This window comes from Bradyrhizobium oropedii (genome assembly GCF_020889685.1).
GTDB classification, from domain to species: Bacteria; Pseudomonadota; Alphaproteobacteria; order Rhizobiales; family Xanthobacteraceae; genus Bradyrhizobium; species Bradyrhizobium oropedii.
This window is the reverse complement of record NZ_JACMYO010000024.1, coordinates 1-24931: the sequence shown is the minus strand read 5'-3', so window position 1 is coordinate 24931 and position 24931 is coordinate 1. Positions and strand designations below refer to the sequence as shown.

23 protein-coding genes are annotated in these 24931 nt (G+C 63.0%); 16 read left to right on the top strand and 7 right to left on the bottom strand.

From position 1 onward, the window contains the following. Positions 1-8: 8 nt before the first annotated feature. From H8A95_RS09480 to H8A95_RS09450, 7 genes are all read left to right on the top strand, one after another. On the top strand, positions 9-1037 hold the full coding sequence (locus H8A95_RS09480) for a carbon-nitrogen hydrolase family protein (RefSeq protein WP_229182924.1): 1029 nt from the start codon (positions 9-11) through the stop codon (positions 1035-1037). A gap of 231 nt (positions 1038-1268) precedes the next feature. Next, complete coding sequence (locus H8A95_RS09475; RefSeq protein ID WP_229182923.1) at positions 1269-2375, top strand: cupin domain-containing protein; 1107 nt, start codon at positions 1269-1271, stop codon at positions 2373-2375. A 44-nt stretch (positions 2376-2419) separates the two neighbouring features. Further along, positions 2420-3328, top strand: a complete 909-nt coding sequence (locus H8A95_RS09470) for a fumarylacetoacetate hydrolase family protein (RefSeq protein WP_229182922.1) — start codon at positions 2420-2422, stop codon at positions 3326-3328. After that, positions 3328-3759 carry an acyl-CoA thioesterase gene (locus tag H8A95_RS09465; protein WP_229182921.1) on the top strand — a complete coding sequence of 144 codons (432 nt, stop codon included), beginning with the start codon at positions 3328-3330 and terminating at the stop codon, positions 3757-3759. The genes H8A95_RS09470 and H8A95_RS09465 overlap by 1 nt, the downstream gene beginning before the upstream one ends. Beyond that, on the top strand, positions 3756-4478 hold the full coding sequence (locus H8A95_RS09460) for an EthD family reductase (protein WP_229182920.1): 723 nt from the start codon (positions 3756-3758) through the stop codon (positions 4476-4478). Before H8A95_RS09465 ends, H8A95_RS09460 begins: the two co-directional genes overlap by 4 nt. Positions 4479-4743: 265 nt before the next feature. Then, on the top strand, positions 4744-5247 hold the full coding sequence (locus H8A95_RS09455; RefSeq protein WP_229182919.1) for a methyltransferase family protein: 504 nt from the start codon (positions 4744-4746) through the stop codon (positions 5245-5247). A gap of 750 nt (positions 5248-5997) precedes the next feature. Next, positions 5998-6561, top strand: coding sequence for a hemerythrin domain-containing protein (locus tag H8A95_RS09450; protein ID WP_229182918.1), 564 nt, complete (start codon positions 5998-6000; stop codon positions 6559-6561). Between the two features lie 681 nt (positions 6562-7242). On the opposite strand, the gene H8A95_RS09445 is transcribed toward H8A95_RS09450, so the two are convergent. The 5 genes from H8A95_RS09445 to H8A95_RS09425 all read right to left on the bottom strand — a co-directional run bounded on the left by H8A95_RS09445 (position 7243) and on the right by H8A95_RS09425 (position 13417). Then, the gene (locus H8A95_RS09445; RefSeq protein WP_229182917.1) at positions 7243-8070 is read right to left on the bottom strand and encodes a universal stress protein; all 828 of its coding nucleotides are present in this window, start codon (positions 8068-8070) and stop codon (positions 7243-7245) included. A 632-nt stretch (positions 8071-8702) separates the two neighbouring features. Beyond that, positions 8703-9416, bottom strand: coding sequence for an ABC transporter ATP-binding protein (locus tag H8A95_RS09440; protein WP_229182916.1), 714 nt, complete (start codon positions 9414-9416; stop codon positions 8703-8705). Then, positions 9413-11182 (bottom strand): branched-chain amino acid ABC transporter ATP-binding protein/permease, encoded by a 1770-nt coding sequence (locus H8A95_RS09435; RefSeq protein WP_229182915.1) that lies wholly within the window; start codon positions 11180-11182, stop codon positions 9413-9415. The genes H8A95_RS09440 and H8A95_RS09435 overlap by 4 nt, the downstream gene beginning before the upstream one ends. After that, complete coding sequence (locus H8A95_RS09430; protein ID WP_229182914.1) at positions 11179-12222, bottom strand: branched-chain amino acid ABC transporter permease; 1044 nt, start codon at positions 12220-12222, stop codon at positions 11179-11181. Before H8A95_RS09430 ends, H8A95_RS09435 begins: the two co-directional genes overlap by 4 nt. A 43-nt stretch (positions 12223-12265) precedes the next feature. Continuing rightward, positions 12266-13417, bottom strand: a complete 1152-nt coding sequence (locus H8A95_RS09425; RefSeq protein WP_229182913.1) for an ABC transporter substrate-binding protein — start codon at positions 13415-13417, stop codon at positions 12266-12268. Positions 13418-14042: 625 nt separating this feature from the next. Between H8A95_RS09425 and H8A95_RS09420 the strand changes: the two genes are divergently transcribed. The 6 genes from H8A95_RS09420 (at position 14043) to H8A95_RS09395 (ending at position 21065) form a co-directional block, all read left to right on the top strand. Next, positions 14043-14822 carry an aspartate/glutamate racemase family protein gene (locus tag H8A95_RS09420; RefSeq protein ID WP_229182912.1) on the top strand — a complete coding sequence of 260 codons (780 nt, stop codon included), beginning with the start codon at positions 14043-14045 and terminating at the stop codon, positions 14820-14822. A 130-nt stretch (positions 14823-14952) separates the two neighbouring features. After that, positions 14953-16131 (top strand): thiolase family protein, encoded by a 1179-nt coding sequence (locus H8A95_RS09415; protein WP_229182911.1) that lies wholly within the window; start codon positions 14953-14955, stop codon positions 16129-16131. Further along, positions 16128-17369, top strand: coding sequence for an SDR family NAD(P)-dependent oxidoreductase (locus tag H8A95_RS09410; RefSeq protein WP_229182910.1), 1242 nt, complete (start codon positions 16128-16130; stop codon positions 17367-17369). The genes H8A95_RS09415 and H8A95_RS09410 overlap by 4 nt, the downstream gene beginning before the upstream one ends. Before the next feature lie 33 nt (positions 17370-17402). After that, positions 17403-18185 (top strand): cyclase family protein, encoded by a 783-nt coding sequence (locus tag H8A95_RS09405; RefSeq protein WP_229182909.1) that lies wholly within the window; start codon positions 17403-17405, stop codon positions 18183-18185. Between the two features lie 57 nt (positions 18186-18242). Beyond that, a complete protein-coding gene (locus H8A95_RS09400) occupies positions 18243-19400 on the top strand; it encodes an ABC transporter substrate-binding protein (RefSeq protein WP_229182908.1) in 1158 nt (385 codons plus the stop codon). Between the two features lie 30 nt (positions 19401-19430). Beyond that, entirely contained in the window at positions 19431-21065 is a 1635-nt protein-coding gene (locus H8A95_RS09395; RefSeq protein WP_229182907.1) for an ATP-dependent acyl-CoA ligase, read from the top strand. 13 nt (positions 21066-21078) lie between these two features. Here H8A95_RS09395 and H8A95_RS09390 read toward each other — a convergent pair whose 3' ends face one another. Next, on the bottom strand, positions 21079-21423 hold the full coding sequence (locus H8A95_RS09390; protein WP_229182906.1) for a MarR family winged helix-turn-helix transcriptional regulator: 345 nt from the start codon (positions 21421-21423) through the stop codon (positions 21079-21081). Between the two features lie 642 nt (positions 21424-22065). On the opposite strand from H8A95_RS09390, the gene H8A95_RS09385 reads away from it, so the two are divergent. The 3 genes from H8A95_RS09385 (at position 22066) to H8A95_RS09375 (ending at position 23900) form a co-directional block, all read left to right on the top strand. After that, positions 22066-22272 carry an SDR family NAD(P)-dependent oxidoreductase gene (locus tag H8A95_RS09385; RefSeq protein ID WP_229182905.1) on the top strand — a complete coding sequence of 69 codons (207 nt, stop codon included), beginning with the start codon at positions 22066-22068 and terminating at the stop codon, positions 22270-22272. A gap of 219 nt (positions 22273-22491) precedes the next feature. Next, complete coding sequence (locus H8A95_RS09380; RefSeq protein WP_229182904.1) at positions 22492-23277, top strand: coiled-coil domain-containing protein; 786 nt, start codon at positions 22492-22494, stop codon at positions 23275-23277. A gap of 470 nt (positions 23278-23747) precedes the next feature. Next, positions 23748-23900, top strand: coding sequence for a hypothetical protein (locus tag H8A95_RS09375; RefSeq protein WP_229182903.1), 153 nt, complete (start codon positions 23748-23750; stop codon positions 23898-23900). A gap of 298 nt (positions 23901-24198) precedes the next feature. Here H8A95_RS09375 and H8A95_RS09370 read toward each other — a convergent pair whose 3' ends face one another. Beyond that, the gene (locus H8A95_RS09370) at positions 24199-24387 is read right to left on the bottom strand and encodes a hypothetical protein (protein ID WP_229182902.1); all 189 of its coding nucleotides are present in this window, start codon (positions 24385-24387) and stop codon (positions 24199-24201) included. Positions 24388-24931 lie beyond the last annotated feature (544 nt).

Here is a 24931-nt window from a genome sequence, read left to right as displayed (position 1 = left end):
TAGGGCCAATGCTGAAGCTGCCGCGCTTTAGAGCCGCCGCCGTCCAGGCTTCTCCTGTCTATCTCAATGCGAGCGCGACCGCCGACAAGGCCGCCTCACTGGTGCGTGAAGCCGCGGCGAACGGCGCGCGACTGGTCGCATTCCCCGAAGTGTTCGTGCCCGGCTATCCCTATTGGAACTGGATCACCGATCCCGTAACCGGAAGCGCCTGGTTCGAGAAGCTCGTCAAGGCATCGGTGCTGGTCCCAGGTCCCGAGATCGACATTGTCCGCAAGGCCGCGCGCGATAGCGGGTGCTACGTCGTGCTTGGCGTCAACGAGCGCAGCCCGGTGTCGCTCGGCGCGCTCTACAACACGCTGGTCTTCATCGGTCCGGACGGAACGCTGCTCGGCAAACACCGCAAGCTGGTGCCGACCTGGGCCGAGAAGCTGACCTGGACCGGCGGCGACGGGTCGAGCCTGCGCGTCTATGAGACCGAGATCGGGCGCCTCGGCGGGCTCGCATGCGGCGAGAACACCAACACGCTGGCGCGCTTTGCATTGTTGGGGCAGGGCGAGCTGGTTCACGTTGCGAGCTACATCTCGCTGCCGGTCGCGCCGCCGGACTACGACATGGCGGAGGCGATCAAGCTGCGCGCCATTGCCCATTCCTTCGAAGGAAAGATTTTCACGATCGTTTCCTGCTCGACCGTGTCGGAGGAGATCATCGCGGCAATGCAGACCGTCGTGCCCGATGCGCGGGCGCGCTTGCAGCGCAAGTCGAGCGCATTCTCAGGGGTGATCGGGCCGGACGGCCGTCTCGTCGGCGAGCCGCTGATCGACGATGAAGGCATCGTCTATGCCGACATCGATCTCGAGCGATGCATCCAGCCGAAGCAGATGCATGACATCGTCGGGCATTATAACCGGTTCGACATCTTCGATCTGCGGGTCAATCGCCGTCCGCAGGCGCCGCTTGGCCTCGCGGAAGGCGAACGCCTGACAGCCGAAGCCGCGGAGCAAGCGAGCTTCGCGTCAATTCCCGGCAGGACGGAATGATTGGATGTGTCGATCCAACGACCCCTCCTCACCGTCGTCCTGGCGAAACCAGGACCCATTACCTCGAATGGTCATTGTCGAGCGATCCGGGGCCACGATCCCTTTCACCGCGAATGCGGTGGCTATGGGTCATGGCTTTCGCCAGGACGACAGCGGTGAGTGTGGCGACAGGACTGCATGAGACAGGACGTCACGAGATAGGACGTCATGAGACAAGACTTGGAGGACAGGATGAGCGAAAACGTCATCGGCCGGGCCAATGTCGAGGATACTCCGGAGCTCAAGGCCTATTACAAGGATCTCGAGCAATTCGAGGCCGGCGCGCTGTGGACGGTCGCCAACAAGATCGAGCCGTGGCAGCCGCAGTCGGCGTCCGTTCCCGTGCTCTGGCGCTACAGCGATCTGCGTGAGCACGTGCTGCGCTCGGTGGAGCTGGTCTCGCCGGAGAAGGCGGGACGGCGGGTGATCTACCTCAACAATCCCGGTCGCCGCGACGTGTCGGCCGCGGTCGGCTGGCTCTATTCAGGCTTGCAGGTGATGCACCCGGGCGAAGTGGCTTCGGCCCACGCGCACTCGGCCTCGGCCCTGCGCTTCATCATGGAAGGAGCGGGCGCCTACACCATCGTCGACGGTCACAAGATGACGCTCGGCGCGCGGGATTTCGTGCTGACGCCGAACGGCACCTGGCACGAGCATGGCGTCGAGGCAAACGGCTCGGTCTGCATCTGGCAGGATGGGCTCGATATTCCGCTGGTCAATGCGCTGGAGGCCAATTTCTTCGTCGTGCATCCGAAGATCCAGCAGGAGGAGTCCGGCTATCCCGTCGACGACATGACCAAGACCTGGGGCAATCCCGGCCTTCGGCCGGCGGACTCGCGATGGTCGAACGGCTATTCGCCGATGTTCAAATATGAGTGGGAGTCGACTTACGAGTCGCTCGGGAAATATGCCGCCGCGACCGACGGATCGCCCTTTGACGGCATCCTCATGAACTACGTCAACCCGATCACCGGCGGGCATGTGATGCAGACGATCGGCGCGAGCATGCAGATGCTGCGGCCGGGCGAGAAGACCAGGTCGCACCGGCACACCGGAAGCTTCGTCTACCAGGTCGCCAAAGGACACGGCTATTCCGTGATCGGCGGCAAGCGGTTCGAGTGGCAGGAGCGCGACATCTTCTGCGTTCCGTCCTGGGCCTGGCATGAGCACGGCAACGCCTCCGAAAGCGAGGACGCCTGCCTGTTCTGCTTCAATGATCTTCCCGTCATCGAAGGGCTCGGCCTCTACCGGGAAGAGGCTTACGGCGACAATGCCGGCCATCAGCCGGTCGCGGCCTGACATTTCCCCACAGCTTTCAACCCGAACAACCGGATCAAGCTTTCATGCGTCTTGTCACCTACACTTTGGGCCCGAGCGGTGCCCGCCTTGGACTTGTCGTCGACGGATTGGTGGTCGATGTCGAGCGGCTCGGTGCGTCACGCGGTCTGGTCTGGCCGGCCGACATGCTGTCGTTCATCGATCATGGTGTCACGCTGCTGCCGGCGTTGAAAGAATGCCTCGACGGTGCCAACGGGCGCCTGCCGGCCGGCGCTGCCGTTCCGATCGAGGACGTCAAGCTGCAGGCACCGATCCCGCGCCCGCGCAAGAACATCTTCGGCATCGGGCTGAACTATCGCGCGCATGTCGCGGAGTCCGCCAAGAGCCTGGACACCGACAAGGACCTGCCGAAGCAGCCGGTGGTGTTCTCCAAGCCGCCGACCGCGGTGATCGGTCCGGGCGCGGCGATCCAGCACAATGCCGGCATGACCAAGCAGCTCGACTGGGAGGTGGAGCTCGCCGTCATCATCGGCAAGACCGCAACCCGTATCCCGGTCGAGAAGGCGATGGATCACGTGTTCGGCTATTCCGTCATGATCGACATTTCCGCGCGCGACAATCGCCGCGCCGGGCAGTGGATCTTTTCCAAGGGCATGGACACTTACGCGCCGTTCGGTCCCTGCATCGTGACCGCGGACGAGATTTCCGATCCGCATGATCTCCGGCTCTGGCTGACCAAGAACGGCGTCATGAAGCAGGACTCCAACACCAAATACATGATCTTCGATATTCCAACCCTGATCGCCGACATTTCGTCGGGCATGACGCTCGAGCCGGGCGACATCATCGCGACCGGAACGCCCGAAGGCGTCGGTGCCGGCATGAGCCCGCAGGAGTGGCTGTGGCCCGGTGACGTGGTCGAGGCCGGCGTCGATGGCGTTGGCGTCATCCGGCACCCGGTCGTTGCGATCTGATGACGTCGTTCTCGTTCGATCGCGAGCTGAGGTTCGGCGACTGCGATCCCTCGGGGATCGCCTATTTCCCGTCCTACCTGAACATCCTCAATGGCGTGGTCGAGGAGTTCTGGTCGACGATCGGGTTTTCCTGGCCGGAGCTGATCACGGTCCGCAAGATCGGGACGCCGACGGTGCATCTGGCCTGCGACTTCTCACGGCCGTCGAAGTTCGGCGACCGCCTGACCTTCGGCCTGCACATCGTCAAGATCGGCCGCGCGTCGCTTCATCTGGCGCACGTCGTCACCGGCGCAGATGGCCTGCGCTGGCGCGCGCGCCAGATCCTTGCCGCGACGTCGCTGGTCGATCATCACGCGATACCCTGGCCCGACGACGTCCGCGCGGCGCTGATGTCGCATCTGCAAGCCGGCGAGGAGATGGCGGCATCATGATCTCGCTGTTCATGACGTTCGCCGATCCGACAGGCGAGCGGCGAATTGAAGCCGACGATCTTGCGGCTGCTTCTGCCATGGTGGGGTCGATTCCGGCGATGGCCGAGGGCCTGCTGTTTACGCCGCTGGAGCAATCGGTCGATCATCCCTACAAGGCCGATGGCGCCGGGCCGGTATTTGCGCTGCAACTGCGATTTCTAAACCTGTTTGCGTGCGAGGCGGCGATGGATCGCGGTGGCGTGCTCGCAGGTCTTGCCGCAGGTCGCGGACTGCCGAGCCTCGCCGGATTGGACGTGACGCATCAGGCGATGGTGACGCGCGCATTTCCGGTCGACGACGCCACGCATGCGAACGGCACGGTCACGCCGTGCAGCTACCTCGTGCATTATCCCGGGCCGGCCGACGATATGAATGCCTGGAATTTGCACTATCTGGAGCACCATCCGTCGATCATGCGGACCTTCCCCGGCGTCCGCCAGATCGAGATTTATACGCGCATCGATTGGGTCGACCGGCTGCCGTCGCAGCGGGTCGAATACATGCAGCGCAACAGGCTGATGTTCGACAGCCCGCAAGCCCTTGCGCGCGCGCTGAGCTCCGACGTGATCAAGCGGATGCGCGCGGACTTCGTCCAGTTTCCGCCGTTCGCGGGCGGCAACAAGCATTTTCCGATGCTGACGAGGATTGTGCGGCCAAAGAGGTCCAAGGGCGTGAACTGATAACGCGCGGCCAGCCATATCCGGATAGATGCGAGTTGGACGAGGGCAAGGTGGTTTCCCGCAAGGGGACGCTTGCGGGGCAGAAGCGGACATCGGCCAGCCGACAATCTCCGCTGAAACCGTCCAAAATGACCCATACCGGAACTCAGCCTGAAGATCAGAAGCGAGGTGAAGAGAACTCGACAACTAATTGTGGAGCCGCGTTCAATGCTCGTAGCAGAAAGTGATTTGCTAAACTATTCTTGTCGGGTCGTGGGAGCACGCAATGTCGAAAGCAATTGCCGTCTTGGGCTCCGCTCTGTTCTTCGTCATTGCGCCGTTGGTGCTGGCAGGCTTCGTCCCCTGGTGGGTCACGCAGTGGGAATTTCGGCCAGCTTTTTTCGGCGTCGATCTAACCCGCATCCTCGGCGGTATATTGATCATCGTCGGAGTGCCCGGACTTGCGGAATCATTTGCCCGTTTTGCGCTGGAGGGGCTGGGGACGCCCGCCCCGATCGCGCCGACACAAAAGCTCGTAGTGACTGGCCTTTATCGCTACGTGCGAAATCCGATCTACATCGCGGTCGTCGCAGTCATTTTTGGTCAGGCCCTTTTGTTTGGTGACTGGCGTCTCCTCTGGTACGGCGCGCTACTCTGGCTTTTTTTTCATGTCTTTGTGGTGATGTACGAAGAACCGACGCTCAAGCAAACATTCGGCACGGAGTACGAGAGCTTTCGGACTAATGTGCCGCGCTGGATTCCGCGGTTGACGCCATGGCGAGCCGCATAAAGGAATCGCTGCAAGCGGCTCGATGCCGGCTGCAACAAACAGTGCGAGACGGCGAAGCGTAGCAAGCGCGCCTAGCGGCCTCGCCCCGGAGGGCCCACTACCTTAGCCGCCAGGTCGAAATAACGCATGGGCCGGGCAACTGCTCCGCACGCCGTGTCTTTCCGATCCCGGAGGAAGACCGGCCGTCTGCGCCTGCGCATTATGAGGACCGGATATGGCCCTTCGCGACCTATTGCAGTGCCACACGAACTTGGTCGCAAACGGGGCATAGCGGAAATCGACAGGTCGCGATCTATTGCAGCGGGCGACGCTCGTGACCCTAGGCGGACGTCGGTCGCTCGAACGTCCAATCCTCCCGTCTGCAAGACGCGCCTCCTGACGGTGGCATACGAATCCGGGCAGATCCTCACTGACCGGCTGGATCGCGGTGGGAAGCGATTGCCACGGGCTACCTTCCATGAGCCGGGCCCGCCCGCGCGATCCTGCCTGCCTCGCGAGGCGTAGAGCTGCCGTCCGAAAAGGACGCCCAGCGCGTGTGGAGGCGATCGAAACCGCTGCAGGCATGCATACCGCCGGGGCGGAGGATATTTACAAGGCCACGGCGGCATAACCGCGAGCCGGGTAAGCGTCACATAGCGCGCTCGGAGATTGAAAACACCGCGTTCGGCTCAGGTTTGATCCAGCGCAAAAACTGACATTGCGTTTCGGGCTAGATTGAATTTTCTCAATGGTTCATCCGTGGAGGCTACAATGATCATTGAGCTTCTAAGCCAAGAGCATCGCAACATTGAAAGGCTGCTCGTTGTCCTTGAGCGTGAACTAGAGATTTTTGACCGCGGGGGCCGGCCCGACTACGAGGTTATTCGCGCGATTGTTAGCTATTTCGAAGTTTACCCGGAGGTGTATCATCATCCCCAGGAAGACTTGATCTTTGCCAAGCTAAACATTCGCGATCCCGCTGCGGCTGCGAAAGTCGGCGATCTCGCACGTGAGCATCAGCAAGGAGCTGAGCGGTTGCGCCGTGTCGCTCGTGCGGTCGATAGCGTTCTGGCGGATCGGGAAATCCCTCGGCAAAATGTGGACAACATCGTTCGCGAGTTCATTGACCATCAGCGGCTTCACATCATGATGGAAGACCGCGATTTCTTTCCTGCCGCCCTCAAGGCTCTAGAGCCCCAAGATTGGACGGAGATCGCTTCGGCGATGACCAATCCCGAGGATCCGCTGTTTAGCGAGGCGGCCGAAGAGACGTTCGGTGCGCTACGAGCGCATATCTTGCGGTTGGAGCAAGAGGCTGAAGCAGAACGACACTAGTCGAGCTTTCATCCGCATATGGGAAACGAGGGAGGTTCCACATGGCATCGGTCTCAATACCAAATCACGAAAAATGCCCTCGGTGTGGTTCTGGGGCAGTTCACCTCGAGTGGCATGAACGCGTCAATCCGCAGGAAGTCCAGGATCTTTGGCACTGCTGGGACTGCAAAAACGAATTTGTCACCGTCGTCACTTCTGACGAGAAGGAGCCGTCAGTCACTGAGAAGATCACCGAACGATTCTTTACGAGCCTCCTCGTCTGATCAGGGACGCCCGAGCAGGTTCCGACCAAGGTGTGATCAACTTCAGAACCCCGCAGGCGCTAGGTATTACGATTCCGCCCGGCGCCGCTTGCCCATGCCGATGAAGCTGATCGACTGAAGTCGGCGAATGTCTACACATGGCCCCGAGTTGACCTGAGTGACCAGCGCGATCGCGTCCGCTGGGAGGGACAGAACCGACACGGGCCCGATTGGCTATCATTTCCGAGTCTGACCCTTCGCGACATATTGCAGCGTCACGCAATCTCGGTTGCGAACGAGGCGCAGAAGTTGACGGACAGCCGCTATTGCAGAACACGACGTTTGAGACCCGAAGTCGCGGTCCCGGATGGTCCGGGCTACCCATTCACAGCGGTGTCCCACATCGAGCTTCGCCCTTGCTCGGCCCGAGACGAGCGTTTCAATGCGACATTATCACCCAGCAAGGTGGCCGCCCGATGATAGTCTTGGTCGCGCCGCCCCAGAGCCATTCGCTCAACCGATAATGACCGTAGGCCCCCATGACCAAGAGATCGGCGCCTCTAACTTTGACCTCCGCCTCGAGTATCTTCCCGACGGAACTGCCATCAATCCGCACCGTTTCGAAGCTTGCGCTAATGCCATGTTCGGCCAGATGGCGGACCACTGCCGCACCCGACTGCTGCTCCGCCAGGGTGTTGCCGTCGGTCGCTGTGATGATCTGCACATCGCGAGCACGGCGCAGGATCGACAGGGCATCGCCAACGACTCTTGCAGCCGGCGCGCTATGGTCCCAGGCAACGATAATCCGGTCGAAGTTGACAGGCAGCTCGGCGGCGAGTTCTTCCGGGCACAACAGAATCGGTCGACCTGATTGAAAAATCAATCCCTCGATGACCCTTTCCGCTTGGTCATCGTCCGGCTTGACCGGAACAATCGACAAATCCTTCGGGCGCGCGCATAGCGCAAGGTGTTTCGGGGCATCCCCCACACTCAAATGCGCAACCCTCTGTACGTTGCGCACCCCGACCTCGGCGACGGCGGCATCGAACGCTTTCAATAAGCCTTGCGCATCCGTAGTGCTTCTGACCTCGTCGGGGAAATCGGCCGAGATCATGACTTGCGGCCGAACAGAGACATCCTCTTCGACAGCCAGCGCAGTGATCTCGGCGTCGAAACTCGCCGCCACATTAACGCATTTCGCGATCGCTGCAATTAATCTTGGGCTTGGGTTCCCAATGAGCGGCAAAAGCATATCCTTGATAGCCATTAACGCTTCTCCGAGAATAGCCGTATTCTAGCTGATCCCAATGTCGCCTATTTGAGGCAGATCAACCCTTGGCCGACTTCGTGTATATGGTCGCCTGCGGCGAAGTCTATGCCAGCAATCGGTGCGATTTTTGAGCGCCGCCTACACAAAATCAGAAGGTAGCGCGAGGCGCTGACCGCAGCTACCAGTATCTATCGAGAGTCTGCAGCCCGAATTTCATGCCTCTCACTCCATACAAGCATTCCGATGCGATCTGCGGTAACCCGGGATCGAATACTGAAGGCGCGGCCGCCGGGCTGCCGTCCTAGCTTTCCAAAGGATTCGTTTGTTGCGGCGCATGAGTCCGGAATTGGCCCATCGCGACATACCGCGCTGCCGCGCGAACTTGGTCGCTATGGGAGCAAAGCGGACGACACATGATGTCGCCGGGTTTCCAGGTACAAGGCCAGAGACCACGCCGCGGCGACGATGGCATCGTGGCATTGATTTGCCCGACGGCGCAAGCGGTTTCTGAAAATCAGTAGATGCTGCGCCGAGCCGCCAGGCCGCTGATATTGCGGTGGCGGGCTACTGTGCATGGGGTTGTTTTCGATATTTTGTCGTGCAGCTCGCCGCGACCGACTAACCCGGTCTCAGTGTCCGCCGAGATAGGCCGTGATCAGCCTGGGATCGTGGATCAGATCCTTGGCCGGGCCGGACTGCACGATTGCGCCGGTTTCCAGCACGTAGCCATAGTCGGCGGTCTCGAGCGCGGCACGGGCGTTCTGCTCGACCAGCAGGATCGACACGCCGAGGTCACGCAGGGACGCGATGGTGCGGAAAATCTCGCGCACGATCAGCGGCGCGAGGCCGAGGCTGGGTTCATCGAGCATCAGCAGCGCGGGCTTGGCCATCAGCGCGCGCCCGAGCGCGAGCATTTGGCGCTCACCGCCGGACAACGTGCCGGCGGCCTGGCGCTGCCGCTCCCTCAGCCGGGGAAACCGATCATAGACTTCATCCAACGTCTTTTGCACGCCCGAGCGGTCACGCAGGCTGTAGGAGCCGAGCAGGAGGTTGTCGGCGACCGACATGTCGGAGAACAGCTCGCGCTTCTCCGGAACGAGGCATAGCCTGCGCTCGACGCGATCCTCGACCGACATCTTCTGGATGTCGCTGCCCCGGAACACCATGCTGCCGCGTGATGCGAGCAGCCCGATGGCGGCCATCAGCAGCGTGGTCTTGCCGGCGCCGTTCGGGCCGATCACGGTGACGATCTGTCCCTCGTCGACCGACAGCGAGACGTTGTGAACCGCCTCGACGTTGTCGTAGCAGACGGTCACGTCGGTCATGGACAACATCTGGCTCACGCGACGCCTCCGAGATAGGCCTCTTGAACCCGCTCATCGCTGCGGATCGCGCTCGGGACGCCCTCGCAAAGCTTGGAGCCGAAATCGAGTACCACGATGCGATCGACCAGCGACATCACGAACTCCATGTCGTGCTCGACGATCAGGATGGTCAGGTGATCCGCCCGCAGCGAGCGGAGCAGCTCCGCCAGCCGCAGCTTTTCCTGGCGGCGCAGGCCCGCCGCCGGCTCGTCCAGCACCAGCAGCGCGGGATCCGCAGCGAGTGCGCGTGCGATCTCCAGGATGCGCTGGTTGCCGAGGGGAAGATTGCCGGCGAGCTCGAACGGCTTGTCGCCGAGCCCGACGCGCTCGAGCTGCATCAGCGCCTCGTGTCGGGCGCTGGCTTCCTCGCGTTGATTGAGACGAAAGGCGCCGGCGAACAGGCCGCTGCTGGTCCGGCTGTGGGTGCCGAGCATGACGTTCTCGAGCAGGCTCATCCGCGGCCGCAGCTTCACATGCTGGAAAGTCCTGGCGACACCGGCCTTGGCGATGCGGGATTGCGGATCGCGTGCGATCGAACGTCCGGCGAAGATGATCTCGCCCTTGCTGACCCGCAGCGCGCCGGTCAGGCAGTTGAACATCGTGCTCTTGCCGGCACCGTTTGGGCCGATCACGGCAAGGATTTCACCTGACCTCACCTCGAAGCTGACATTGTTGACCGCGACGAGGCCGCCGAACCGGCGCTCGGCGCCATCGACCTTCAGCAGAAGCTCGCCCGGCGTCGGTTGCGGACGGCGCGGCAGCGGCGGCGCCGGCTGCGGCCGCTCGCGCCTGATCTTGGGCAGATAGCGCGCGATGGAGGGGACGATGCCCTGCCGCGCCCATTGCAGGAACAAGATGAACAGCGCGGAGAAGGCGACGATCTCGAGCTGCCCGGACGCGCCCTTGGCGATCAGCGGCAGATAGTCCTGCACGCTGTTCTTGAGCAGCGTCACGATAGCGGCGCCGACCACACCGCCGAGCAGGCTGCCGGCGCCGCCGACCATCGTCATCATCAGATATTCGATGCCCATGCTGGCATCGAACGGGCCCGGGCTGATGAAGCGGCTCATATGCGCGTAAAGCCATCCGGAGAGCGAGGCGAGAAAGGCCGCGATCACGAATGTCGCGAGCTTGATCCGGAAGGCGTTGATGCCGAGGCTCTCGACCAACGTATTGCCGCCGCGCAGCGCCCGCATGGCGCGGCCGAGCCGCGAGTCCAGCAGGTTGTAGCCGAGCAGGAGCGCCAGGGCGACGATGCCCCAGATCAGGTAATAGATCTGTGCGCTGGAGACGAGCGCGAACGAACCGACGCTGATCGGCGGGATCGACGAGATGCCGTTGAAGCGGCCGAGCCCCTCGACATTGCCGAACAGGAAGCCGATCGCAAGGCCCCACGCTACGGTCGAGAGCGAGAGGAAATGGCCCTGCAGCCGCAAGGTGACGATGCCGAGGACGGCCGCGACACCGCAGGTCAGCACCACCCCGAACAGCAGGCCGAGCCAGGGCGATTGGCCGTTCAGGGCAGAGACCCACGCCGTCGCATAGGCCGCGATGCCGACGAACGCAGCCTGTCCGAACGACACGATACCGCCGACGCCGGTGAGGAGCGCAAGGCCGATGGCGACCAGCGAATAGATGCCGATATAGTTCATCAGCGTGACGCTGAACGGGCTCAGGACGAGGGGCGCGAGTGCGAGGCACGCGAGCACCGCTGCCGCAGCGAGCTGAACGTGAAAGCGCGTCATTCCTCGATCTCCTCCTCGGAATGCAGCGAGGCGAGGGATCGCCAGATCAGGATCGGGATCAGCAGCGAGAACACGATGACGTCTTTCAGCGCGCTGCTCTGGAACGATGCGAAGCTTTCGAGGATGCCGACGCCCACCGCGCCGATCGCAGCGCCGGGATAGCTGGTCATGCCGCCGACGATGGCGCCGACGAACGCCTTGAGTCCGATCAGGAAGCCGGAATCGTAGAACACGGTATTGACCGGCGCGATCAGGATGCCGGATACGCCGGCCATCAGCGAGCCCAGGAGATAAGCGATGGTGCCGGCGCGCTCCGGCCGGATGCCCATCAGTCGGGAGCCGGTCCGGTTCACCGCGGTGGCGCGAAGCGATTTGCCGACCAGCGTGAAGTCGAAGAAGAGGTAAAGGAGACCGCTGAAGACGAGCGCGGCGAGCACGATCAGCATGGTCTGGCCCGAGACCAGCACGCCGGCGAACTCTGTCGAGAATGACGTCAGTGGTTCGGTCCGGACCCCCTCGGGGCCGAAGAACAGCAGGCCGAGGCCGACCAGCGCGAAATGCAGCGCCACCGAGACCGTCAGCAGCAGCAGCACCGTGCCGTCGGCGATCGGGCGGAACACGATCCGGTCAAGCAGCGGGGCGATCGGCGTGATCAGCATCAGCGCTAGCACGAGCCGGACCGCAAGCGGCGGGTCCATCCGCATGGTGAGCCAGGCAATGCCGACGACTGCCAGGGGAATGGCGAGATAGAACAGCAGTGCGCGCGGCAGCAGGCGAATCTCGCCGTTGCGAATGAGCGAAATGACCTCGATCAGGGTCGCAAGGCACGCCAGCGCCACGACCAGCGCACCGGTCCCGGGAAAGCGCTTGGCATCGAGGGCCGCAAGCGTCAGTGCGGTGAAGGCGGCGATGTCGCCGAACGGAATGAAGATGACTCGTGTCACCGTGAAGATGAGCACGGTCCCGATCGCCACCAGCGCGTAGACCGCGCCGGTGGCTATCCCGTCGATCGCAAGGATGGCTGCGATGTCGCTCGTCATCGAGACGCCGTTCCCCCCGTTCTGATCGCCTGCCGTGATCCGCTTATGGTGCGTACTTCCAGGCGCCGCCGGTCAGGCGGACCACCACCAACGAGCGCTCGTCGACGCCGGTCACCGCACCGGGCTTGAAGTTGTAGACGGCATGCACGCCGGGCAGCTCCTTGGTGCTGAGGATGGCGTCGCGGAGCGCGGTGCGGAATTCGGCCGTGCCGGGCTTTGCGGTCTTCAGCGCCCGCTCGGCGGCGTTGGCAAAGATCAGCCAGGCATCGAAGGAGTAGGCGGAGAATCCGTCGGTGGTCGGAATGTTGTGGGTCTTCTGGTAGACCGCGCGGAAATCGAGCGCGATTTTCTTGGCGAAGTGGTCGTCCGGAAGCTGTTCGGCCACGATCACGGGGCCGGCGGAGACCTGAATGCCCTCGGCTGCCTTGCCGCCCACGGTGACGAAGTCCGGATTGACCAGCGCCACGGTGCCGTAGGTATTGCCCTTGAAGCCGCGTTCGGCGAGCGTGATGAGCGGCAGCGCGCCTTGGGTGCCGGAGCCGCCGATCAGCACCGCGTCGGGACGCGCGGCCATGACTTTAAGGATCTGCGCGGTCACCGAGGTGTCGGTGCGGGCATAGCGCTCGTTGGTCTGGACCTTGATGTCGTCAGTGGACTCGGCGGCCTTGGCTCCGTTGTAAACGAGGTCGCCCCACGCATCGGAGAAGCCGATATAGCCGATGTTCTTCATGCCGTCGCGTTTCATCCGATCTGCGACGATCTTGACCAGCAGCGACGCCGGCTGCGGCACCGACACGACCCATTGCTCCGGCGAATCCGGGAGTTTGCCGAGTGGCGAGATCGCGATCATCGGCACCTTCAATTCGCTGGCGACGGCCGCCATGGCGATGGTCGAAGGGGTCGTCGCAGTGCCGATCAGGAGGTCGACCTTCTCTTCCTCGACCAGCTTGCGCGCGTTGCGCGTCGCGGCCGACGGATCGGAGCCGTCGTCGAGCTGGATCAGGCGGATGGTCTCGCCGTTGATCGTCTTCTTGTACTCATAGGCGGCATTGATGCCGCGCCCATAGGGGATGCCGATCGACGCGCCGTTGCCGCTCAGCGAGGTGACGAAGCCGATCGTGATGTCGGCCTGCGCAGCCGGTGCCGCGAAGATGCCGGCGACAAGTGCGAGTAAGCCCAGAGTCCTCTGCCGCATTTGCGTTGTCCTCCATTGATGCTGGGTACGAATGTCTGGAAGCCGGGCAGGGAGCCCGAACTGCGAACCAACCGACTGAAACTATTGCTGCAGCGCCAGACGCCGGCGCGGCGAGAAGAAAGTTCGCTCGGCCGGGCGTCAGCGGCCATGGCAAGGCGTGCCGCTCGAACAGCAGGCGGGGTGTCGGAAATTCACAGATGTCTGTCGAAGCGAAAGCAGACGAATGCCGCAGAAGCGAAGCGCGACCGGCGATGCTGCTGCCGCCCATCCAGGCCCGACGCTAGTCCACGCGATTGAGTCTCTCAAAATCGGTGCCCTGCAACATCATCGTTATGGCCCCGGCAGCGGCCGGCGAGCGATTACTTAAAGCCTAAAGTATTCTCCGTGGCGCCGTCAACACGTGTCACGGGGCTGTCAGAAAAAAATGTTGTTGCATACAATTCCGTCCGGGCGCGCCATTTCCGTCCCTTCTTTGTCCCGCGAAACCAGCCTCCTCGCGGCGCCCGCGAGGCCCCCTTGGCGGGCGCCGGCGCACGTATTTGACGCGTCAATTAGTTTATGGTTGAAATATATCTGTCGGCAAGCCGGCAGCCGATGCTCCTGTCACGGCTTGTGGAGAAGGGCGATGCGCATCTTCTGGCAAAGTTTCGTCGATGCGAGCGTGAACGCGCCCTATATGGCGCGGCTGTCGGAGTACCTCAACACGATCGCCGCGGCCGGCACCACGGTTCACGTCGAGGGCATTTCTCCGCCGGATCGGGAGTTCGGCCGGCTCGCCGAATTGCGCTGCGCCGTTCAGGCGATCGACAACGGCATCGCGGCCGAAGAGAGCGGCTTCGACGCCTTCGTGATGGGCCACTTCCAGGACCCGGGGCTCTATGAGCTGCGCTCGGCGCTTGACATTCCCGTGATCGGAACCGGTGAGGCGACACTGCTTGCGGCGTCGCAGCTCGGCCGGCGCCTTGGCCTCGTGACGCTCGATACCGTCTTCGAGGTCTGGCACTACGAGCAGGCCGAACGGTACGGCCTCGCCGATCGCGTCGTCCACGTCACCGGCCTCGGTTGCAAGCCGGAGGATTTCGCAAGTGCGTTCGCAGGCGATGAAGCGGCCCATGCCAGGATGATCGAGGATTTCATGAGCAGCGCCCTTCCGCTGGTGGAGCGCGGCGCCGACGTGGTGATCCCGGCCGGCGTGCTGCCGGGCTTATTGATTGGGCGGGAGCACGGCCTGAAGGTCGGACACGCGCCGGTCGTGAACTGTGCCGCGGTGGCGTTGAAGAGCGCCGAGATGTGGGTGCAGCTCAGGCGGCTCAATGGCACCGAGCCGAGCCGCGGGCCGAGCTTCAAGCGTGCCAGTGCCCTGGCCCGTGACGATTTCCGGGCGATGCTCGCGCGCAAGCGTTAGCGTCCGAACAGCCGACCAGCGCTGGAGAGCCAGACGTGATGAGACCCGAGAAGGTGCCCCTGATCGAAAGCGACCCGTGGCACTATCGACGTGACGGTGATCTGAGGCGGGTAAGCAAGGCGGGCGGCTGGTGACAAATTCGCTGCGCACCCCCTATGACGGCATCGTGATGGCGGCCCCAGTCACGATCCCTTATGCGCGTTATTCCATCGAGAGCGCGCAATGGTGGATTGGCCGCGCGTTGAGTGCGCTCGTCGCGCGAGCCGGCATCAAGGTCTCCGACATCGACGGTCTGTGCGTTTCCAGCTTCACCATGGGGAACGACAGCGGGATCGGACTGACGCAGCACTTCGGGTTGTGCGTCAGATGGCTGGACACCATCCCGCTCGGCGGCGCCAGCGCCATCGCGGCTTTGCGGAAGGCGGCGCGCGCGGTGCAGGCACACGATGCCGACATCGTGGCCTGTGTGGCCGGCGATACCAACCACGTCGATTCCTTCCGCCAGACGCTCGAGAATTTCTCGCGCTTCAACCAGGACGCGGTCTATCCCTATGGCGCGGGCGGCGCCAATGCGAGCTTTGCGCTGATCGCGCGCAACTATATGCGGACCTTCGGCGTTACCCGCGAGGACGTCGGCAGGATCGCGGTCGCCCAGCGCGCCAACGCGTTGCGCAACCCGCACGCGCTGATGAAGACGCCGCTGACGATCGAGCAGTATCTGGCGGCCCGCCCGATATCCGATCCCATCCATCTGTTCGATTGCGTCATGCCGTGCGCCGGTGCGGAAGCCTTCCTGGTGATGCGGGACGAGACCGCGGCATCGCTCGGATTGTCGGCGGCACGGTTGCTGTCGACGATCGAGCGGCACAACGCCTTCGCCGACGATCCGATGCAGGTGCGCGGCGGCTGGGCGATGGATGTCGGCGAGCTCTACGCAATGGCCGGCGTGAAACCCGACGATCTCGATGTCGTCCAGACCTACGATGATTATCCTATCATCACGATGATGCAGTTCGAGGATCTTGGCTTCTGTGCCAAGGGCGAGGGGGCGGCCTTCGTTCGTCAGCACGACCTGACGATTGACGGCGACTTCCCGCACAACACCTCCGGCGGCCAGCTCTCTGCGGGCCAGGCCGGCGCCGCCGGCGCCTATCTCGGGCTGGTCGAAGGATTGCGTCAGGTCCTGGGAGAAGCCGGTCCCACGCAGGTGACGAATGCAAAACTCGGTTTGGCCGCGGGCTTCGGTATGATCAACTATGACCGCGGCCTGGCCTCCGGCGCCGCGATCTTTGCAGGATCTGCACGATGATCGATCCGGTTCAGCCACCTCGGCGCAAGAACCCGCTGCTGCGGACGCGGCTTCCGGCATCGCCGCCGCGGCCGCGCAGCCGGACATCGCACGGGTTCACGCGCGCCGCCGCCGAAGGACGCTTCATGCTGCAGCGCTGCGAGGCCTGCGGCGCCTTCGCCTATCCGGCGCGCGAAGCATGTCCCGCCTGCCTGTCAGCCGGCCTTTCCTTCGTCGATGCGCCGCGTCGCGGCGTGCTGTTGGCCGAAACCACGGCACGCGTACCGAGCGACGTTTATTTCCGCGAGCGGGCGCCCTGGCGCATTGGTCTCGTCAAGATGGATTGCGGGCCGACCATGGTGGCGCATCTGCATGCCGACTGCGTCGAAGGCGCGCCGGTCGTGATGTCGTTTCAGCTCGACAAGAGCGGTCAGGCGGTGGCCTTCGCCCGACCCGAGGGGGGGACTCCCAACATGGCAGATGACAGGCAGTGGCGGGAAATGACGGCCGATCCGAAATTCCGTCGTGTGCTCGTGACCAACGGCCGCAGCGTGATCGGCCAGGAGGCGGTCGCGGCGCTGAAGGCTGCGGGTGCGAAGACGGTGTTCGTCGGCGTTGCCGAACCGTGGCGGCCGTTTGCCGGCGAGCAGCTGCTGCACGGCCAGCAGGGGATCGAAGTCGTTACGCTCGACGCGTCAGACGAAAAGTCGGCGGCCGATCTCGCGGCCGACATCGGCGGCAAGGTCGATATCCTCGTCAACACCACGGAATATGTACGGCCCGGCGGCCTGCTCGACCGCAGGGGCACGAGCATCGCGCGCGACGAGATCGACCAGGCCTATCTCGGCTTCATCAACCTTGCGCAGGCGTTCGGTCCCGCCATGCGGATGCGGGGTGCGGATGGCATCAACAGCAGCGCCGCCTGGGTCAATATCCTGTCGGTCCATGCGCTGGTAAACTGGCCGGCTTTCGGTGCCTACTCGGCGTCGCAGGCCGCCTGCCTGTCGTTGTCGCATTGCCTTCGTGCCGAGCTCAGGCCGGGCGGCGTCAAGGTGATGAACCTGTTCACGGGGCCGGTCGATACCGAGTGGTTCCAGACCGTGCCACCGCCCAAGGTCGCGCCACGCGCCGTTGCGCAGGCCATCGTGTCCGCGCTGCGGGGCGGGCTCGAGGAGATCTATGTCGGGGACGTTGCCGAGGAAATCAGGCAGCGTCTTGCAGCGAATCCGAAAGCGCTCGAGCGCGAGCTCGACAAATAAGACCAAGATTCAACCAAGCGGGAGGACGTCACAATGCAAAGCAAGAATCTCCTGGAGCTGGCCGGTGCGATCTCGTCGGGCGCGGTGCGCGTCGTCGATCTCACCTTCACGCTCAGTCCGGATTTTCCGGTCATCGTGCTGCCGCCGGAGTTTGGCCAGGCAGCTCCCGTTCGGATTCAGGAGATCTCGCGCTATGACGGCCGCGGTCCCGCCTGGTACTGGAACAACGTGACGTTCGGCGAACATACCGGCACGCATTTCGATGCGCCGATTCACTGGTTCACCGGCAAGGACCTGCCGAACAATTCCGTCGACTCGATGCCGGCCAAGGACATGATCGCGCCGGCATGCGTGATCGACTGCTCGGCGGGCGCAGCGCAGGATCCGGACTTCCTGCTGACGGTGCCGCTGGTCGAAGCCTGGGAGGCAAAGCACGGACGGATTCCCGAACGGCATTGGGTTCTGCTGCGCACCGACTGGTCGAAGAAGGGCTGGCGCGACTACTCCAATCTCAGGGATGACGGCGCGCACACGCCGGGTCCGAATCCGGCCGTCATGAAATGGCTGGTTGAGGAGCGCGGCATCATCGGATTCGGCACCGAGACGATCGGCACCGACGCAGGCCAGGCCGGCCATTTCGAGCCGCCTTATCCGGCGCATCACTTCCTGCATGGTGCAGGCCGCTATGGCCTTCAGTGTCTCTGCAACCTCGATCAGCTTCCCGCCACCGGTGCCGTGATCGTGGCTTCGCCCTTGAAGATCCAGAACGGTTCCGGCAGCCCGTTGCGCGTCATCGCGTTGGTTTCAGCGAACTGAAGCGATCGGGTGGCGCTTGCCCGACAGAAGAAACGCAAATCAAGAAGGACAGGTGCCATGATCTCGATGAAGACCCTGCTGACCTCCGCCGCGCTGCTGGTCGCCGTTCCGCAGGCCGGGCAGGCGGACATTCTGGTCGGCTTCGTCACCGGCCTCAGCGGCCTGGTGTCGTCGATCGGGATTCCAAACGCAAAGGGGATTGCGGCCGGCGAGGCCTATGTCGACGAAGTCGGCGGTGAAAAGCTCCGCGTGATCCAGCTCGATGATGCCTCCGATCCGACGGCGTCGGCGCGCAACGCGCGCAAGCTCGTCGAACAGGAGAAGGTCGACATTCTGATCGGCACGTCGGGTGCGCCGCAGACACTGGCGATGGCGACCGCCGCGATCGAGATGAAGATTCCGATGATCGCGGTGTCACCGATCGCGCCGGTGCCGCCGGGCGATGGCGGGCCGTGGGTCGTGCAGACTCCGCAACCGACGCCGCTTCTCGTTCAAGGCATCGTCGATCACATGAAGGCGCGGGGGTTGAAGACCGTCGCGTTCATCGGCTTCTCGGATGCGTTTGGCGACCTCATGTACGACTCGCTGTCGCAGAGCGCCAAGGCCGCCGACATCAAGGTCATTGCCAACGAGCGATACGCCCGATCGGATTCGTCGGTGACGGCCCAGGTGTTGCGCGCGTTGGCGGCGCGGCCCGACGCCATCATGCTCGGCGGCACCGGAACGCCGGGAGCGTTGCCGGTGATCGCCTTGTCCGGGCGTGGCTACAAGGGGCCGCTCTACGGCAACCACGGACTGATCAGTGCCGATTTCCTGCGGCTCGCCGGCAAGGCTGCCAACGGGATCATCTGCCCGACCGGGCCGGTGACCGCGGCCGAGCAGCTTCCGGCCGGCAATCCGATCCAGAAGGTTGCGCTGGATTTCCGCGCGGCATTCGAAAAGGCGAATGGCGAGCCGCCGACCGACTCGTTCTCGTCCTATTCCTTCGATGGCTGGCTGGTGCTCGTCGATGCGGCCAAGCGCGCGTTGGCGACCGGAGCCAAGCCGGGCTCGCCGGAATTCCGTGCCGCGCTTCGCCAGGCGCTGTTCACCACCAAGGAGCTGGCCGGGACGCAGGGCGTCTACACCTACACGCCGGCGGACCGGCACGGCGTCGATGATCGCTCGCGTATCCTGGTTCAGATCGAGGATGGAAAATACAAGCTGCTGCCCTGACTGAGCGGCAGGATGGTGTCGGAGTGCGACATGCAGGCAGACGCCGGCAAGACGATGGAACAGGGCAATGCGCCGACCGTCTGGGCGCGCGCGGTCGATTTGTTTCCGCCGCAGGACAGGATCCTGTCCACCATTCTGACGCGGCAGGCAAAGCGTTACGGCGATCGCATCCTGCTCGTCGCCGGGGAGACGCGCTGGACTTACGTGCAGACCGCCGCGATCGCGGCCGCATCTGCGCAGACGCTGATCGACGCCGGGATCAAGCCCGGCGACCGGGTTGCGCTGATGTGCTCGAACCGGGTGGAATTTCTTCAGGTCTATCTGGGTTGCGCGTGGCTCGGCGCGATCGTGGTGCCGATCAACACCGCGCTGCGCGGCTTGCAGCTGTCGCATATTTTTCGCAACGCGCGGCCCGCGCTTCTCGTTGTCGAAGCTCCATTTCTTGCCGCAATCGAGACCGTGGATGCCGAGGTCGAGCTGCCGTCGCGGAGATGGACGATCGGGCCGATCACCGAGACAAGGACGGCGTCGGTGCCGTTGCCAGTCCTTGGCGATGAGGCGCGCCCAGGTGCGGTGCGTCCCGGCGACACCGTTGCCATCCTCTACACGTCGGGCACCACGGGGCCGGCCAAAGGCGTGTGCTGTCCGCAGGCGCAACTGTTCTGGTGGGGCATCTATTCGGCGCGGGCGCTCGGGATCCGCGAGGGCGACGTGCTGTTCACGACGCTGCCGCTGTTCCACACCAACGCGCTGAACGCGTTCTATCAGGCGATGCTGAATGGATGCACCTACGTCCTCGAGCCGAAATTCTCGGCCTCGGGATTTTGGGCGGCGGCGCGGGCGCATCAAGCAACCGTCGGTTATCTATTGGGCGCGATGGCATCGATGCTGCTGGCGCAGCCTGGGACGGACGACGATCGCGCGCATCGGCTTCGCGTCGCGCTCGGGGGCGGCGTGCCGCAGCAGATCCACCAGCCGTTCCTCGAACGGTTCGGTGTGCCGCTGATCGACGGCTATGGATCGGCGGAGACCAACTTCGTGTTCGCGGGATCGATCCCGTCGGATCGCCCGGGGGCGATGGGGCATCTGGCTGATGGCGTCGAAGCGCGCATCGTCGATGAGAACGATTCAGAGTTGCCCGATGGCCAGGCCGGCGAGCTCGTCCTTCGCGCCAGCGAACCGTTTGCGTTCGCCACCGGCTATTTCGGCATGCCGGAGAAGACGGTCGAGGCCTGGCGAAACCTCTGGTTCCACTCCGGCGATCGCGTGGTCCGTGATCCGGATGGGCATTATCGCTTCATCGATCGCATGAAGGACTCGATCCGCAGGCGTGGGGAGAATGTGTCCTCATGGGAGGTCGAGCAGGCCATCCAGTCGCACCCGGCCGTTGCGGCTTGCGCGATTTACCCGTTGCCGTCCGAATTGGGCGAGGACGAGGTCGCCGCCGCAATCCTGCTCGAGCCCGGCCAATCGTTGCAGGGCGTCGATATCGTCAGGCATTGCGAAGGGCGGATCGCCTATTTTGCGATTCCCCGCTATGTTCGCATCGTCAGCCAGATGCCGTTGACGGAGAACGGCAAGATCAGGAAGGGCGCGCTGCGTGATGCGGGCGTGACCCCGGATACCTGGGATCGGGAGGCGGCCGGCGTGCGGGTGCGGCGCTAGGAGCCATCTCCGTTCACGGCTTCTGCATCGCGTCCTTGACGGCGCCCTTGAGCGCGTCGAGCTCGCCGGTCAAGGCGTCGAGCCGGTCAGCCGGGAATCCCGCCAGCAGCTCTGCCAGCCATGAGCCGTGGCTCTTGGCCATGCGCCTGAAGGCTTTCCGGCCCTCGACGGTCATGCAGACGATCTGCACGCGCCGGTCCAGGTTCGAAGGCGTGCGGGTGATGAAACCGTCCTCGACCAGACGATCGACGATCGGTGTGAGGTTTCCGGCGGAGACCATCAGGCGCTTCGGCAGTTCTCCCAGCACCAATCCGCTCGGTTCGCGGTCGAGCTGGGCCAGCACGTCGAAGCGTGGCATCGTGAAATCGAATTCCTCGCGGAACCGGCGCCGCAGCTCACCCTCGATCAGCGTTGTGCAGGCAAGCAGCCGAAGCCAAAGCCGTGTCTGAGCCCTGTACTCGGCCTCCTGATCAACCCCGCTCCTCGGTGAAACCGGTGGGGACTCCTTCGCGAGTGCCAAATCAAATCTCCTGGGCATCCGGGCCCGTTGAAGGCGACGGCCCTGATGTCACCGCAAGATAGTTCGTGCCAAAAGTAAATTCAAGGCTCGTTCAAGCCGCACCGAACCGGCGCGCCAGCGCTGGGAATCTGCGGCGACTGGCTCGGCGGAGGCGATCTCCGCAGTTTTCCAACGAGCGCCGTGATGATCCTGTAGCCGACGTTGATGGTTTATACTTGAAATAAATACTAGACCTTCGGTGTGACGAAGCTTGCAACCGAGGCCCTCGTTTCCTCTCGGGCATCTTCCATTTTGACCGCGACGGTGCAGTCCGAAGCGATCAGCCGACACGGCCGCATGCGCCTGACGTGTCTGCGCTTGAGTCCAAGGCGGGCTCGGTCCGGTAGGTCTGTCTGATAGCAACGAAAGATCGCCGGCAAGCAGCTTGTCGTCCTGCTTGACGAAAACGTGAGTGGCATCGGGCGGGGGCGAGGCGAACATATGAGATTTTGCGAACGAACTGCCTTGGTAACGGGTGATGGCACCGGAATAGGAGCGGCCGTCGCGCGGCGGCTTTCGTCGGAGAGCGCCAACGTTGCGGTCATGGACCGGCGGCGGGAGCCGCTGCAAGCGTGGCTGACGAGACCGGTTGTTTCGTGGTGCAGGCTGACGCCGCCGATAGCATCATCGCAGTATGCGCCGCCCTGAAGAGGTCCACAGCAAGTTCAAGGTGGACGTTCAACGTCTGACTAGTAACCTCGCGGTCCAAGTGAGCTCAAGCGTGCCGAGCCGCTTCCCTCCTTGCCTAAGCTGCAGTACGCTACACGCTCTCCCATTTGCGTGCCTCAATGATGACTCAGTTGGGCAATTGTTGCCCCTAGTTCTGCCCTCAGTCGGATCAGGTTGATATTTGATACGGAGCGCCAAATGGACTCCACACTGGACAACAAGGTTGCGGAAGGGCAGCTCGCGAGCTTGGAGGAGCAGCTTTCGAACCTCGCGCGCGAAGTGGGAGTGAGCCCCTCGCGCCCGCCGACCAGCATGAAAGTGTCTCGCGCGCTGCTGGCAACGATTCAACGATTGAGAGATTGGCGTTACCCGGCCGCCGTCGGCTTTGTGTTGCTGGCATCCATTGGTGGCGGTGCTTGGTGGTGGTCCTCCGCTGGTACAGCGGTCGTACCCTCCTCGAACCCTACACCGCTGACACAAGTCCAGCCGAAAGACATTGCGCCGACCTCCGCCGCACTTTCTCCCGACCTGGCACAGCAGCTCGGACCGATGGCGCGCGATCTCGCTGTCCTGAGGCAAGCGGTAGAACAGCTGCAGCTGAGGCAAGAACAACTGGTCCGCGACAATGATAGCGTGACAAGGCAAATCACGGCGGGCCAGGCGGAAATGGCACGCAACAACAATGTCATCGACGAAATCAAGGCTGCCCAAAGTCAGTTGGCGCAGGAAAGCAAGACGGTCACCGAGCGGCTCAACGCAAGCCAGGAGCAATTGGCCCGTCTGATCGCTAACGCCTCACCACCAAAGGTGGAGGCTGAAGCGCCTGAGCAGACGTCGGAACTGCCAAAGGTAACCTCCGAAATACCATTGCCGCGTCCGCGGCGGCCGACCAATGTCACCCAGACGCACAAGCCGGCGCCGAATTCGGCACGCCCGCAAGCCAACAAGCCGCAACCGTCGGCATGGCCGTGGTCAGTGCGCTGATCTGCGAGACCGCCATCACGACAAGCAGGACGAAGAGGCCGCGGACGCTCGGACTGCGGCCTTGAACCTGATCGATGAGTGCCTCGGAAACAGAATCGCCAGAGGTTCGCCATCACGCCGGCCTTGGGCCGACATCCCGTGATCGCCCTCATCCAGGAAACCGCATGGCGGATGGCCGAGCTGTGAGGACTGGCTGGCTCCACGTCATACAGAGCGCACGATTTCGGAAATCGACCACCTCAAGGTCTTTGCCCTTCAAAGGCCGCGACATGGTTCGCTGAAATCGGGGTCTATCGGCATAGGCCTTGCAGTCTAGGCGGTGCTGGGAATTTCAGTGTCCCAGTTTAGGAACAAACCGCCACCGGTCGTGTATTTTTGGGACCGGCGGACTGACCGATTGGGAGGCATCGTTGAAGTTCAGCGCGCCAGTGCAGGCTAGATTCCTCGTTCGGAAAGGAAGCACCGACTGGATGGTCTATGATCGGGACCTCAAGGGGCCGGCGCAGATCGAAAAGGGTGGCCGCTTTGCCGAGAAGCTGTCGAAGGAGCAGGCCGAACGCATCAAGCAGGCTTTGACCGACGCTCTACCGGCACCTGCGGGCAATGCTCGGGCTTGGCCGTGATCGACTGCCTCGCGTGTCGGCGAAACGGACCGCGAACAAATGACACTGGTGTTACCTAGTAAGACATATGAACAAAATGAGACATCGGGGAACGAGGCGGGGCAAAATGACGACGCCTTCGTGGAACAAGTTGGGCCCCTGCGGAATTCGACTGTGATTGCTGAGCGTTAAGGACCGCCATTGCTTGGCGAGCCCCTAGAACAAGCCGGGAACTCTCGAGAGCCAGTTCTTTTTTACACGCTGCGGCCCGACACTCCGGTCAAAATCAGCGCGATCCCATAGTCTCGCGGAGACCCGTTCACAGTATCTTCGACGTGCCATGTACGAGGCCACTCGTCCTTAGCCTCTGGATCGCCAATTGTTCTTCCGTGAGGCGCCTTTCGACGAATTCCCTCTCTTGTTCGGTTAGGTTGCCCTCGAGCAATCGGCGATAGCGCTGGACATTGTTCCCGTAGACCTTCAGGCGCATCAACTGCTCGTCGGTCATCTTCTTCTCCATGCGAGACCGGCAATAGGCGGATAGCCCCGGCCATTCCCAAGAAATTGCAGAGAGCCGGGAAAATCTCGCCACCGTCTCTCGTCGCTTCAATGATTTCGCTCGTGACTTTGCTCAACCTTTTCCTAGCGGTGCGGAAGGCGGCGATGCGCACCGACTAACCGCTCTGCACCGGAAAGGCGCGGTCGCCGTCTCGTGACGCGCACTCGCATCATCACCGTCAAGCGAATTGTTACCGCCTCTTTACAGAGAGCTGTTGGAAATTCCGGGGTATTCCGTTGAAGATGGAACGTTAGCAACGCCGTCGCCTAGCTATCCAAGTCAAGGTCAACGCGAGCCACTACGATGCCACTCGCTAAGGTCTTGGACTAACTGGGCGCATATGCAGATCATGGACTGCGTCGACAGCAGCCCGGCGGAAATGGCGATTTTCCAAACATTGCGTTCGGGATGCATAGCGCTTCAGTTGCAATACGCGGCGTGCCGCATTCGGATGCGGACGGGCCGATTGCGAACCGGCACTGCAACCGGTTCG